General features: G+C 47.8%; 11 protein-coding genes. 8 read left to right on the forward strand and 3 right to left on the reverse strand.

The window, feature by feature from the left end:
- Window positions 1-12 precede the first annotated feature (12 nt).
- Window positions 13-1,317 carry an ATP-binding protein gene (locus tag Pan241w_RS27825; RefSeq protein ID WP_145222589.1) on the reverse strand — a complete coding sequence of 435 codons (1,305 nt, stop codon included), beginning with the start codon at window positions 1,315-1,317 and terminating at the stop codon, window positions 13-15.
- Between the two features lie 410 nt (window positions 1,318-1,727).
- Entirely contained in the window at window positions 1,728-2,948 is a 1,221-nt protein-coding gene (locus Pan241w_RS27830) for a toprim domain-containing protein (RefSeq protein WP_145222590.1), read from the reverse strand.
- A gap of 55 nt (window positions 2,949-3,003) precedes the next feature.
- Between Pan241w_RS27830 and Pan241w_RS27835 the strand changes: the two genes are divergently transcribed.
- The 7 genes from Pan241w_RS27835 to Pan241w_RS27865 all read left to right on the forward strand — a co-directional run bounded on the left by Pan241w_RS27835 (window position 3,004) and on the right by Pan241w_RS27865 (window position 9,141).
- Entirely contained in the window at window positions 3,004-3,891 is an 888-nt protein-coding gene (locus tag Pan241w_RS27835; RefSeq protein ID WP_145222592.1) for a replication-relaxation family protein, read from the forward strand.
- A 344-nt stretch (window positions 3,892-4,235) separates the two neighbouring features.
- Entirely contained in the window at window positions 4,236-6,479 is a 2,244-nt protein-coding gene (locus tag Pan241w_RS27840; RefSeq protein WP_145222594.1) for a type IV secretory system conjugative DNA transfer family protein, read from the forward strand.
- Window positions 6,480-6,513: 34 nt separating this feature from the next.
- Entirely contained in the window at window positions 6,514-6,723 is a 210-nt protein-coding gene (locus Pan241w_RS27845; RefSeq protein WP_145213880.1) for a hypothetical protein, read from the forward strand.
- 94 nt (window positions 6,724-6,817) lie between these two features.
- The gene (locus Pan241w_RS27850; RefSeq protein ID WP_145213883.1) at window positions 6,818-7,066 is read left to right on the forward strand and encodes a hypothetical protein; all 249 of its coding nucleotides are present in this window, start codon (window positions 6,818-6,820) and stop codon (window positions 7,064-7,066) included.
- Entirely contained in the window at window positions 7,063-7,380 is a 318-nt protein-coding gene (locus Pan241w_RS27855) for a type II toxin-antitoxin system RelE/ParE family toxin (RefSeq protein WP_145213886.1), read from the forward strand. The genes Pan241w_RS27850 and Pan241w_RS27855 overlap by 4 nt, the downstream gene beginning before the upstream one ends.
- A gap of 60 nt (window positions 7,381-7,440) precedes the next feature.
- On the forward strand, window positions 7,441-8,379 hold the full coding sequence (locus Pan241w_RS27860; protein WP_145222596.1) for an N-6 DNA methylase: 939 nt from the start codon (window positions 7,441-7,443) through the stop codon (window positions 8,377-8,379).
- A gap of 270 nt (window positions 8,380-8,649) precedes the next feature.
- Window positions 8,650-9,141, forward strand: coding sequence for a hypothetical protein (locus tag Pan241w_RS27865; RefSeq protein WP_145213891.1), 492 nt, complete (start codon window positions 8,650-8,652; stop codon window positions 9,139-9,141).
- Between the two features lie 715 nt (window positions 9,142-9,856).
- On the opposite strand, the gene Pan241w_RS27870 is transcribed toward Pan241w_RS27865, so the two are convergent.
- Window positions 9,857-10,513 (reverse strand): RNA polymerase sigma factor, encoded by a 657-nt coding sequence (locus tag Pan241w_RS27870; RefSeq protein WP_145222598.1) that lies wholly within the window; start codon window positions 10,511-10,513, stop codon window positions 9,857-9,859.
- Between the two features lie 862 nt (window positions 10,514-11,375).
- Here Pan241w_RS27870 and Pan241w_RS27880 point away from each other — a divergent pair.
- The gene (locus Pan241w_RS27880) at window positions 11,376-14,519 is read left to right on the forward strand and encodes an SUMF1/EgtB/PvdO family nonheme iron enzyme (protein ID WP_145222602.1); all 3,144 of its coding nucleotides are present in this window, start codon (window positions 11,376-11,378) and stop codon (window positions 14,517-14,519) included.
- The last annotated feature ends 47 nt before the right edge of the window (window positions 14,520-14,566 follow it).

Below are 14,566 nucleotides of genomic sequence, written 5' to 3' on the forward strand. Positions count from 1 at the left end.
TGCAACGCTTGATTAGTTTGCTTTAAACGGGTTCGCCGGATCATTTCCAATTTCTTCGAGCATTTGACGCACAATGAAGTCGGCGAACTCGTCTGGAATTGGCCCAGTTGGTGTACCGTAACGAGTAATGACATTGGAATGAATTGGAACTATTGATTCGCGAGAAAATGCTTCTTTCCAGAGCTGGGCAATGCCATAGGCTTGGTCCTCGTGGATCAGATGATATGCCAAGCTAGAGTTCTTGAGCGTTTCCACCTTGGAAGGTGGAAGTTCGCAATCTTTCGCGAATAGGGTCTCAGGAGATTCCTTTTGGGGGATTTGATCTATGAGATGAGCAATACTGCGAACACTATACCGAAAGTGTGCTGCGGCAATGAACCGGAGGAGACCAGAGGATACGTACTTTAGCTGGCGACCAAATCTGTGCCTCAGAAGTTGCATAGCAATACAGAGCTTGTCAGGCCTTCGATCTACACCTTCTGAGCGATCGTAAAACGTCGGGATGTTGAGAACACCGCCATTTATTCTTGAAAACAGATCAACCAGTTTTGGACTCTGGCCATCCATCAAAGGAATCTCGGCGCGCATGCTCCTTGCGTGTTGCATGGTGGCGGGAATCGAAGGATCACTTCCTGCCATAACAATTACAACCTTTCCAAGTTTAAGTTCCCTTTGCCCAATGTTTAGGGCACCATCCCACAACAACGGCAATAACAGCGGAAAGTTTGTGGGTGAACTGTCAAATTCATCGAGAAACAGCAAGGGGATGTGGTCCTCGACTTTTAGGTTTCGAGCAAACTCCAGCGGTGGTATCAGGTCTTCGTTTCTCTGTAGACTTGCCATGTTGAAAACAATAGGCCGAATACCAGTATATGCCAGAGAGCTGGCAAGACAGTTTATGAAGTGGGATTTTCCACTTCCTGGAGAAGCGAGCATTACGAAATTGAGCGGACGCTGCTGCGATGAATCATCAATATAGGTCGTGATTTGCTCTGCCGCCCGGTCGATCTGGAAAAGGTGATCAAAGTCGAGTGTAGCGTAGCCAGGAAGTCCCTGAACACTCAGGCGAATGCTCGCCAGTAGTAGGACACGCTCGAGAAGTGTTGCTGATGAATGCGAATTTGATAGAAGTGCAGCCGCTACGTTTTCTTTGGCCTGTTTGTAGGCATTCTCATCACGAACTGCCCAAGCGCGGATGATTGGCGTTGCGCGAGCAATTGTGTTTGCAATTGCAGTTTCTTTTGAGCTTGGCGAGGCGACCGACGAAGCAGACTTTGATTGCGAACGACGTCGTCGAGTTGCCTTTTTCTTTGCCATGAACCGATCCTTGGGAATCTAACTTGAATTAGACTGAAATTGTTTCAGCATAACCCATTTAAAGGGATGTCTAGTGAAATTTTGTTTAACGAGAGAGGAGCTGTCAAGAGACAATTGAGGAAGTTGCGATGAACAAAGAAATTAGGTTGAATGACTCGAATCAAGAAAAGCGGGATTCTGAACGACGACCCAAACTCATTGAACAGATACGGCAGCAGTTGAGGACGTCGATTTGAAAAGAATGTCAACACGCATCGGTGAAATTGACCGCTGTAGGAAAAGCGTCCCCTCAACCCTTCGTTATTGCATATTTCTCGGCGTAACATCTTTTCGCGGCATAAGTTGCTTACACCTAGTATTGAATTGCCATCAGCGAAAACAAAATACGGGATTGCCGTGCGAGTGGAAGTTTACGATACATGCATTAGGGTTGGGAGAATCGCCGTATCCCAATTTTCAGCGGTCACGGATTCCGGTTGTCGACCTTTGAATTTTCCCTCTGCAAAACCGCTTGTCCACGCGAGACGTACACAGCATCGTTTTGCCAGCTCCAACGCTGTCTGTTTCGCACCATTTTCACCTGCATGGTCCAGGTCGAACATGACTGAGACATAACCACCGGAAATTTCTTTGACCAAGGTTGCTAACTTGTCAGCTTGGGTTTCGGTAATGGTATTACTGCAGACTGCCAAAGCCGGAATGCCGAGCGTGTGCAGGTTGATCGCATCGTTCGGTCCTTCGACGAGTATGATGCCGATTTGCTGGAGTTGTTCCGAGGTGGCGAGTTCGTGGAATTGTGGTTCGCCATAAAGTTCTTGCCCCCGATGAAAACCTTTCACAAATTTGAATTTCTGTGGTTCTTTGGAACTGTCACCGGAGCGTTCCCATTTTTTGTGTTGGTCTTCGTAGTTCAGATTGCGACCGAACCAGGTCAGAATGTTGCCGTCCGCATCAGGATAGCCATAAACAAAATGGCCGCGTAACAGTCCTTTTGCATTATTGGGAAGGTAACCACAACGAAACTTCTTCATGATCTCAGGTCTCATAAACGGGCGTTTTCGCACATAGGCGGCTGCTTTGGGTGACATCTCCGCGACATCAGTTATGAACTGTTCATCGAGATTGACCAATTCACGTGCCCGTTCATTTTCGGAGTCTTTCAACGGGATGTTGACGAGAGGGGATTCATCCTCCATCGATTCCGTTGCTGGGGATTGGCGTGTTGATGGTGTTTCTGCTTTTGGTTTCGGTGTCCGTCCTGTAACGAGTGCTTGCAGGTCAGAGGCGATTTCCTTGAATTCTCGCCCTTTCAGTTTTCCATCTACAGGTTCTGAATTGTGTTTCATCAGATACATCAGGTTGAGCAGGTTTCCTCGGACCGTGCAGCCGTATTGAAAACAGCGAAACACGGCTCCATCCTGATTTGTTTTGATGGAAATAGCACGGTCACCGGTTTCCTGTTCTTTGCTGCAGGCGAAGATACAAGCCAGCCGCGTTTCGTTCTGAGTTTTGTGGAGTTCTGGCAATGATACGTTGTAGAAATTGGCGATGCGTTCAACGACATCACCCGAGGCGACCAGTTCTTGTTGCAGTGAATCAACATCAATGTAGCCACGATTTCTTTGTGCCATGCAAGTGGGAGTGTCAGCAATATGAGAGAGAAAATGTTACGCTTGTCGCCAACACATGACAATCAAATTATTCACGAAATCACGTTGGCAAAAAACAGCGCGCGATGATGACATCCTGGCTGCTTTAGCTCGTTGCCCTTTGACGGCGGAAGAAATTCTCAAACTGAGTCAAACCTGGTCGCAGCCATTTTTGAGTTTGCGGCGGGTGCAGGAACGCATGAAAGACCTGACCACCGCAGGCCAGTTGCATTCGTGGCGCTATGCCACGACTGGCCCAGGTGGTGCCCGCCTGTATTACAAACTGACGTTAGCCGGTTATCGCACGGTGATGCAAGACGATCAGGTTGAGCCGCCCACGAAACGGTTTTTTCATGAGATCAGTCCCGGAAGGCATCGACATCAACGGGCTCTCTCACAGTTTATCGTGCAGACCTATGTCGCCGCCCATTATCGGGGGATCAAGGTCACTGATTTTCATCCAGAAAACACGTTTCGAATTGATTGCGGAGAACGCCCACTGTGGCCGGATGCCCGTTTTACTTTAGCATTGCCGAATGGAACGCAGTTCCCTTATTGTGTGGAACTGGATAACAGTACCGAATCAGTGCTGTCGTACAAAAGTGCAGACAGTATTTCGAGTAAAATGGGACGCTATCTGGTCGATATGGTCGTTATGCCTCAGCCGTACCGTGTGATCTTTGCGATTACCGGTTCGCCAGATCGGTTGCGGCATATTGTTGATGTTGCCGGGCAATACAAAATATCTGAACAATCCTTAGCGCCGTTTTATGTGGTATTGCTGGACGACTATCTGTCACATTTCGATGCCTTTTTTCGGCCCTGTTTTCATTCGCCCCAGAATGCGAACATCCCATTGTTGCGATCACAGTCACGGCAGTTTCAGATTGCCTCAGCCCTTCTGGAAAGACCGGCAGCAGTGTGATAACTTGTGATTCCTGTTGGCAGGCTCGTTGCTCCGATGGTGCAGAGGGTCGTTTTTAAACAATCCCCACCACTCCAGTGGGACACGTCCCACTGGACTGGTTAGCCACCCCCGAGCAGATTACAAGCCACAACGAGGCAAAGCCCGCCGATGAAACATGCAACTTCAGACGCGGGTCCTTTGTGTGTCGCGAAGCGACTTTGTTCTGAAGTGTTCAAGAAAGATTTACTCTCGAAGAGTCTTGTTTGCTTGACACTGACAACCTTGCTCTGCTGATGTAGGCTGTCGTTCTAATGCTGATTTCGATAAGTGACACACCCACCAACGAACGAGGACCACGACACATGCGGTCGATTTTGGCCGCCATTCATCACGCGTCTTCGAAGAAACGTCCCGTTTCGTTCATCATCGGTCGGCATGCACGGCAAGTCGGCTTGTATTGTCGTTTCCCCGGTCTGTTACATGAGTTGGTGCAAGGGCAGTTTCACGCGAAGTACCCCGATTGTTCGATTGAATTGTTGGAAGAGGATGCACTTGATTGCCCAGCAGGCTATGAAACACATTTGATGAGCCTGCATTTACGCCCGGACCTGTTTCCGATTTTGCGGTATCAACAGTTTGAAGATGTGATTCATGAAGAAGTCGATGATCCGATTGGAGGGGTGCTACAAACGGTTGCTCCGGATCACAGCGAGATTCAGGCCATGTTCGAATTGACGGTGATTCCTGCCAGTGCTTGTCGCTGTAACCAAGCACAATCCGCGGTGGAACGCTTGGCTCGTCCTTTTTTTCGTAAACACCGCAGTATTGCCCGAAAATATGCAATGGCAGCCAGTAGCCCCAAACGTTGGCAACGGGTATTGGCTGCGTTCTTAGTGTGTTTCTTCATTTGGAAGAGGGAAGAGCGATTCGGCTCGGATGAAGAACTTAATAAGACATCCTCTCGTATGCACGATAACGAAAAAGACCTGCAAGCTGCTTCCGTGAAGCTGGGACAGCATCTGTTTGAAGTGCAATTGAGACTGGTTGTTAATGCACCAACGGATCAAAAACAGACTGCCATTCGTAAATTACACGAGATGGCTGCAGTATTAAACAAATTCACGGAACCACGGCTGGGGTTATTTCAGTCTTCAGGCATTTCCAAGAACGAGATACGTCCCCATCAACGTGTTTTTTTACTCTCTGATGAAGAACTGGCGACAATCTGGCATCTGCCGACCAGTTCCGTGCGGGATGTTTCATTACAGGCGACACATTCCCGGCGGCTGGAACCGCCGGTGGAGTTACCCCTCAAAAAAAAGGAATCTTTTGGTTCCAGAATTTGCGAACTGGGAAGAGTTTCCTTTCAGGATCAACATGAACGATTTGGGATTCGTGCCGAAGATCGGTTTCGGCATCTGTTCATCGTCGGTAAAACCGGGAATGGGAAATCGACAGTCCTGCAGAATGCCATTCTTTCCGACATGAATTCAGGAGAGGGGCTGGCCGTCGTGGATCCACACGGGGATCTGGCCGAGGCGGTCCTGGCAGCCGTGCCCAGTCAGCGGACCAACGATGTCATCCTAATCGATCCGAGTGATCTAGCGTTTCCCGTCAGTATCAATCCGCTGGATGTCCCCCCGTCAATGGTGGATGTTGCCTGCGATGGAGTGGTCAGCACGTTTCGAAAAGTTTTCGGAACGGGGACGCATACGCCCCGTCTTGAGGATATTCTGTGGAACACCGTTCTGGCTTTGATGCTGGCAGGGGACTGTACGATTCTCGATATGCTGCGGATGTTTGCCGTCGATGATACGTTTCGCCGGGAAACACTTGCCAGGGTGACAGACCCGGTGGTCCGGAACTGGTGGATGACCACGTTTCCCAAACTGCGTTCTCTGAAAGGGGAGGACCCGTTTGCCTCGGTCGAGAATAAGCTGCGGCAATTACTGACGAATTCGGTGATCCGTAATATGGTCTCGCAGCCAAAGAGCAGAATTGATTTCCGAAAGGCGATGGATGAAGGAAAGATCATCATTATCAATCTTTCCAAGGGCAAACTGGGGGAACGAACGTCTTCATTTCTTGGCTCTTTATTCGTGACTCAACTGCAACTGGCGACTATGACGCGTGCTGCGATTCCAGAACAGGATCGCAGGCCGTTTTACCTGTATTGTGATGAATTTCAGCACATCGCGACATCGAGCTTTTCCGTATTTCTCTCAGAAGCCCGCAAGTACAAACTGGGACTCTGTCTGGCAACCCAGTTCCTCGATCAGGTTGATCAGCAAACCCTGCAGGCAGTTTTCGGCAACATCGGTAGCTTACTGGTGTTCGCCGTAGGCCCTAATGACGCGGACATCCTGGCAGAACAACTGACCGGTCCTGTCAACGCAGCCGACTTGATCGCCTTGCCTAAATACCGGGCCTGTATTCGTTTGATGATTGATGGCATGTCCCGCCCTGCATTTACCATGGAGACCATCAAACCAGAAACGAACAATGTTGACCGTTCCGAATTCGTGAGGGAACAATCACGCCGTCGATATGCTCAATCAGTCAATTCTGTACAAGCGGTAATTCAGCGGTCTTTCACTTTGATTTGACAGGTTTTCATTTCGATGGCAGTCTGCAATGCTGATGGCAGCCTCTTTAACCAACGCCGAAATCGAAGCCCGAAATCAATTGATTCTCGATTTCCTCACCGCCGCCAAGGGAGTAGAGGTGTATTATCTGGACCTTGCCTACTTCTTGAATATGGAACCTTATGATACTAACTGCTGGATGCGGAAACATGCCCAGGGACGCTGGAAGAATGGCAGAAATGGACTCTGGTGGCGACTGATTTAGTAGTGGTTTTTCGGTAGATCTCCGAAAGGTGAATCTGAAATGAAGCCTCATTTTCTGGATGACAAGACACCATCCATACTGCTATACTAAGAGCATGTTAAAACCACGACTCACCAAAGAACAGCGGAATGCCCTCGACGAACACCACGGGCTGGTGGAAGTGGATGAAGAAGGGCGAAAGTACATCCTCATGTCGATTGAGATCTATCGCGACATGCTGGGGGTTGGTACGGATGAGGAGTTGGCGGCTTCCCTCAAAGCATTAGACGAAGGGCTGGCTGACGTTGATGCAGGGCGAACCCGTCCGTTCCGTGATGTCCTGTCCGAACTCGACGACGCATGACATTTCAAGTAGAACTCTCACGTCGGGCAGAGTCGGATATTAAAAGTGCCTACGCTTATATCCGTAAGCATGGACCGGCAGATCCGAAAGCCTGGAAAGCCGGTCTTGAGCAAAAACTGACTGGCTTCGAAACCTTTCCGGAAGCCTGTGGTTTGGCTCCCGAAAATGAGTTTGTCAAAGTAGAAATCCGCCAGGCTCTTTACGGCCCGTTTCGGATTGTCTTTACCATTCGGGAGCAAATCGTGTTTGTGCTTACCGTTCGCCATGCAGCCCGTCTTTCACTTCAGCGTGATGAATTAGACAAAATCAAATAGCTGCCACTTCGCTGCGAAAGTTCTTGCCTCAGATTTCAGTCTCAGGCAGGCTACGCGGCCATGGCCAAAGAACAATTCATTTATTCCCACACCCGGCAGCTATTCAATACGGTGGAAAGCGTTTCCCAGAGATCGGGCGTTAGTCGTGGAAAGGCTTTCGAAGACTTATTGGAGGCGTGTGTTGCCGCTCTGGCCGCTGAAACAATAGAACCTTCCTATTTTGAGGCAATCAACGACCATTTAGAGGGCTCTCAGGGAAAACGGGGCGTTGATTTGTTTCCGAAGTTCCTCGCACAGTTGATCGAGGGCATGTCGGAGCAGGGTCAAGATTTACTTGGGGATTTGTTTGAAGGGAGTATTTCATATGGGGAGAAGGGGCAGTTTTTGACTCCAGAATCCGTTTCGCAACTTCTGGCAAATTTGACTATTGATGCCGAAGGTGAAACGGATGAGGGGCATGCGACTACTTTTAACGATCCCTGTTGCGGGACCGGGCGAATGCTCTTGAAAGCGGGAGAGAACAATCCGAAAGCAGGATTATTTGGGCAGGATATTGATGCGCGCTGTGTGCGGATCACAGCACTGAATCTCGGCTTACGAGGCAAGTATGGTTATGTTGTTTGTGGGAATTCATTGACACTGGAATCGAAGTTCGCCTACCGGATTGGCAGTTTCTACCACGAATCTCCCAATGGCAGACGTCGCGGTGTGATCCGTGAAATTCCACTTGAAGAGGCACCGATACCCTTTGTCTCTGACACGACACGACAAGCAGCACAGGATTTATTCGCTCATGAGGCGGTCCCACTGAAAACGAACCAGAAAAAGCAAATACCCTCCAATATCATTGAAGTTCCACAGTGGTTATTCCTTCTGGAACAGCGTATGGACAATGTGAATTCTGAAAAAGACACAGATCAAATCGAGAAAGAAGAACCGCCAAGCACTCGATCAGTGTCTGAACAGGACAACGCCAAAACACAGAGAAAATTGTTTTAAGCTGTCTCCTGTCTAAGGAAATATCAGCATTCTATTATAAATTTCCTTCCCACAGATTGACTTGTTTTGCCAACCGCCTCGACTGTCTGCTCGCAGTCTATCATCTCAGGACGTTTGGTAGCGAGCAAGTCGTTCACTCGCTCGTAAAAGTCACGAAAATGAATTACTTGCGCGATGAGTCAATATCTGGCATGCTGATCCTAAATGCGAGATCCCAACTCCAGTAACTTTGGCATCCTCATTTCCTATATTTTGCCGGGATTTATCGCGATGATCGGCATCAGTTTCCTTTCAGAGACCGTTCGTGTTTGGATTTGGGCATCACCTGACCACAATTCGACAGTGGGGGGATTTTTATATGTCACTGTATTCTCTTTAGCAGCAGGGCTCACGATTTCGACTTTTCGGTGGATGGTTTTTGACAGAATTCACCATCGAACCGGTATTCCAGAACCGAAGCAGAACTTTGGTCGATTTCAGGAAAAGCTTTCTGCCTATCAATATCTGGTTTTGACACATTACAACTATTACAAGTTTCACAGTAACATGATGATCTCGTTTGCCATTCTTTTTGTGTCTTATTTATTTTCCCATAGGTCTGTTTCACTTTGGGAAATAATTGGATTCCTTTTTCTGGAATGGTTGTTTTGGCAGGGATCACGAGACAATCTCCGCAAATATTATTCACAGGGCAATCTACTGCTCAAAGAAAGTAGTTCAAGTAATTCTGTTACGGATGTCCTGCCGGATACGATTGAATGAAACAGAGATTGAATATTGAACTCATTCTGCATACACTAAAACTACAAAGAGAAACAATTTCACATCCGAAGGAGATGATTGATATGACTTAGTGGTGAGAAACACCACAATTCCAATTTGAATTGACGCGCGAGCGTCAAGAACTGCTTCACGACAAATCGCCAACCTGGGCTATTGCCCTTGAACACGAAAGCAGCACTTGAAGCCGCGCCCCGTATGGGGCGTCGGCCATGTGTTGTTTCGTGTGCCCTTTGGCGAGGGTGTCGTGAGCGACCGTGGTACGGCGCTCCTTTTTTTGTGCGTTCCCGTTCCGCGGAATCGCCATCTGTTCTGCCTCGTGTGTCTGGAGAATTCATCGAAAGTGATGGTCACTTTCGAAATTTCTGAGCAGGTTTTCTGCTCAAAATGTCCAGAAGGAGAAGAGATTATGACAAATGGTAAATCACACGATCACAAGAATTCAGCCAGGACTGATCAGAAGGGCCAGGGACAACAGCAAGAGTCCACTCAATCATCCTCAGCAACTAAAGAGGGGAGTTCTTCGCAAAAATTGAGTTCTGAAGAAAAGTAAAGAGAGTAGGGCGGCAAACTATAATAATTTGCCGCCCTTTTTTAAAAACCGTAGATAGGGTTCATGGAGAGACTGGTTGCACCAATCAATTTGCCAGCATCCTACCTTGCATTCGTGATTGGGCTATATCCTCTTCCTACGAGATTACATTATCTCGATACTGCTGGAAGCAATGTGAAAAATGAAGTTCACACCATTGTCCTTGGCGAATGCGATTGCGGCACCGCGGTCTTTGAAATACAACGGAAAATCAACGCACCAGCGATTGGCTTGTTTCTCTTTCCAGCAAGCGACATAGGGTACGAAATTGGTTGCATCCAGGTCGGCCGCTAATTCAAGCAGTCGTCGTTGCTGTTTAAGAAGCCGGAGGAGTTGTTCCCGACCAGGACGTTTCCGCATGGAATGATGGTATTGTGTGGTGACGAAATAACCATCGTGTTCCCAGTTGATAGTTTTAGCAGACTGCATGGAAAGCAGGCAGGCACCATATTTATCAAGCCACTCTCCTATCAGAGTAACTAAGAAATACACGCGCAATAATCGCATTGCCATCGGGATCGTTCTGTGTACGGTTGACGGAGATTTATCGATAATTTCGGCGATCTCACGTTCAGTGTAATCGCCTGCATAATGCAGACCAATGCCGAGTCGATTGTTCAAATCTTCCCTCACGGCCTGTTTAAGTTCTTCGCTGAGACGCGCAGCGCGATCCGGATCGAGCGGATCATGATTCCATCGGCTTCCATCATGATTGGCCCAGATTAACTGCTCAATATGTTGTGTATGATTAAATTTTACCATTGTGATTATTCCTTATGAGGATTTTATGTGATTTACGTGGTTCTAAAGCAGAGCATTATTGTGATGCTGCCATACAAAGAAAGACGGGGTCGCTTCAAACTCGAAGCGCCCCGTCGTATCGGGCAATTTTAACGTGACCAGTGCATGAGTTCCGAATCTTTGTCAGAAAATCCTCCGTATGCACTGTCGGCTAACGAATCCCGAAGGCTGCGCAAATATCCTTCGATAAATTTGCGATCAAACATTCCGCCTTCTCCCGCTACGTTGACAGGTGGACGGGGGGGCTTTTGATCGCCATTTTCGCTTGTCGATGGCAAAGGTTGGGGTTCTTTTACAGTGCGATCGCGTTGTACTCTCAGGTTCTTACTTTTGATACTCATTTGAGTGTCTCCAAAAAACAGAAGTTTCGGTGACACCCACCACGAACGAAAACTGCTCGAAAAGATTGACAAACTAACGAAGCCGTATCAGTCTTTTTCAGCATTCAGCATTCCGTTCGCTCTTGTGGGCGGTCGCTTCCAGAACGCTGGGTGAAGGGCCGGAGCAACTGCTAATTGCTCCGGTCCGCCTTCAGAAGAGAAATTCTTAACCGAGGAGGACCGGTAACCGACGAATCGAACAGCGTTCAACGACTCCACAAGACTTTCCTCTATAATTCTGGTGGTTTGTGTTCCTGCGTGTTCCCAGAATTTTGTGTCGGAGTTTATGTGTGTTCCGCTCTGTTCCAGCCTTGTTCCACCAAAATAATTGCTCCATAATGGGGAAATTGCACCATCACAGAACACTGTAAGAACATGATTAATTTAGGTGATCAACGTTCCAGAACAGGGCGAACTGGACACCTTTGGATTGGAAACCGTCAATGGGTAAGCTGACGTTATGTTTTAATAAGATCGTAGATGAGCAATACGAGTGGGTTGATGCAAAGTTCACACACTCGGGTGTGCTTGAGGCGGTCAAGTCAGAAAGTAGACTGAAATTCGAACCCCGCATCGATGACACCATTGACTTCTCCCCAAAAGCCAGAACAGAGAAGGTTGGAAAGCTCTCCACGGGATTCGCTGCTCTATTGATTTTTTTCCTGGAAGCCAAGATTTGGTCGCTCCAACCGGCCGACAAAATCCAAGGCAACGCTAATGAAGAACAAAAATTCTCGCTGACTGCCAAGTATCTGAAGAAACTCAAGAAGACTTCTAAAAAAACACTTAGTGCAAAATTTGGTGCTGGATTGTGGCAGCCTCGCTTTTTGGGCTGCATAAAGAATGCAGAAACGAATGATGTACGAACCATTGTCAGTCAGATTACTGAATTTGACAGCAATAACGAGAAGCGAGCTTCATTGAATCAAAATCTCCTCAATCCACGAAATTTGACAATTCAGATAGATGGAAAAACAACAAACAAGAAGAGTGACATTCAATCCATTATTAACTGGATCAAAAAGTCCAGCAATTTGAACAAAGAAGATTTAGAAGAGACGAATGAAATCGATGCGATTCTCAATCGCTATTGCAAAAGAATATGCGACCTGTGGGACGAAGCATACGACTCAAAAAATGACGATGACCGGATCGATCGTTTCATCGAACCGCATTATGGTCTGTCACCCGATCGTCCGTTCAACAAAGTTATAGGGCCTGATGCAAACCGAGATGACCGTCACCAAAGCATATACGAGCATGTCGATGGTACAGGGGAAGAGCCACTCTTCAGACTGCTCGAAGCTCCTCTACTCTGTATCACTGAGGACGCTGGTTGTGGGAAGACAGTACTTTCGCGCCATTTAGAAATGAAATATTCAACCACCGAATGGCAACAGCAATTCTTCGAAGGTCGCCCCTGTCTGGCCGTTCTATGGAGCCAGCATTGGCCAGGGACCTCAAAGAAATATGGGCTCACTGTTCGGAAAGCTCTTATTCGCAGGCTAAAAGAATTACTTCCTGATGACAAACACCAAGCCAAAACTGTAGTCGATGTAGCTCTTCGTGAAGGACGTGTCGTCCTTATTCTCGATAGTCTGGATCAAGCTACTACCAAAAGTCGTCGGTTGCTTGATCAGTTCCTTAACGGTGGTAAAGAAGTTCCCAATTGTCGTGTAATCGTGACGAGTCGCTATTATGCGGTCTTTCCACAATCAGAAAAAATCTTTCGTGATCAAAGGTGGCGTTTTGCACGTATTGAACCATTTACGAGGCAACAGCAAGATGAATATTTTAGTGATTTTGAGGAAGAGCAGCGCACGATTCTCAATGAAATGGTTCCAGATTGGGAAATGTTAGCCGACCAACTGCAAGTACCGGAAGTCCTGCGACTCGTCCGCGAACAGGTAGAGAGGCATATTCTGGGTAAACCCGTTGAACCCTTTCGCCGTCGGGGGGACCTTTATTGGACAGCCGCCAAACGCATGCTGCAGCGAGCGTTAAAAAAAAGTAATAAAGAATGGACGGGTGATTTTAGAGCAGAGCATATTGACGATTTAAAACGAATCATTTGCACCACAGCATATGTAATGCTTCAAAAGAAATGTTTGCGTTACGCAGTTCCGGATGAGGAAACGGGCGTCGATGTCGCAGATATTAGAATCGAGGTCCTAAATCGATGTTCTAAGGTCATTAATGATGCTAGCTGGAGCAACTACTGGGAAGTCCTGGAAGATACAGAACTCACTGACCGAGGGCTATTGGAAGCCAGAGGAGAACAAATCCTGGGGTTTCGAAGCTTGAAGTCGATGGAATTCTATGTGGGACTTTATTTGGCTCGTTATCTTCCTCTTGAAGACATAGACGAATTGAAACAGACAATCAGCAAAGAACATTGGAACTGGGCGTGGCGATTTGCTTTGGAAATGAAGAAAGAAGTAGGAGCCCAAAAGGATTCAGTCTTATATCATGCAGTAAAACTTCTTTTTGCACGGCCTGAGTCTGCTACACGCCCCACAGAGTTAATGTACCACGCTTGGCCACTGCTGGGTGAAGCTTGGGGCGGTCCAGAACCAGAGCCTGGTTGGAATGTTGATGAAAGTCGCCCACCATTGAAATCTGGTAAAGAAATTCTGGAAGAATTTCGTGACGGCGCAGATCGAGCATTAGAATTAATGGCCTTTCAAAAGTGTCCACCTGAGGGCTGGGAACATCCTCATGACCGCGATTCGCACGAGTTTTTTATGGGCTCGGCTCCCGATATTGGACACGAAAGTGAAAGGCCTCGGCATCGCGTGCGAATGCCCACATTTGAAATGCAAACGACGACGGTGACTCGCGAACAATACAGATTGTTCGATCCTCAGTTGGAAGTCAAAGAATCCGATTGTTTTGAGAAATATGCCAAGGAAGACCATTGCCCGGTAATTTGTGCTTCATGGTATGATGCCATACTTTTTGCATGTTGGCTGGGAATAGAATACGCATTGCCGACGGAGACACAGTGGGAATTTTCCTGCCGGGCGGGACATGATGGTGAACGGGATCTGTTTTCCCTCGCTAATAAAACCAACGTTGAAAAAATTTCGACGCAGCAAGTCAACTTCAATCCGACCTGGGATGCTGAGGATTCCCGTGACGATGCTGCCGACAATAAATATCGTCAGTGCACGGTTCCAGTTTCCGGAAACGGTGATTCTGTAACGGACGATTTTGTTCCAAATGCGTTTGGGTTTTGGCATATGCACGGCAACGTTTGGGAATGGTGCCAGGACGGGTATTCAAGCGACTTCTACCTCGACAGAATCATTAGACAGCTCCCGCAACAAGAGATTCACGTTGCCAAGTCAGCGACGCGAGTACAAAAACTCGAAATGATTGAGACACAAGCTGACAAGATGACTTTTACCGCCGATTTGAATGATTCCGTGGGTTCGTTGCGCGTGTTGCGTGGCGGGTCGTGGTGCTACCTTGCCGGCAACTGTCGGTCCGCGTACCGCTACAGGATCTCACCCGACATCAGGTTCAACACAATTGGTTTTCGATTGTGCCGTATGATTGTTTCCCCCGAGTCGTCCTCATCTTAATGAACTCTGTATCTCTGTACTCTGAACTCTATGGGGGTCTGGGGGCA

This window comes from Gimesia alba (assembly GCF_007744675.1).
In the GTDB taxonomy this organism is placed as follows: Bacteria; Planctomycetota; Planctomycetia; order Planctomycetales; family Planctomycetaceae; genus Gimesia; species Gimesia alba.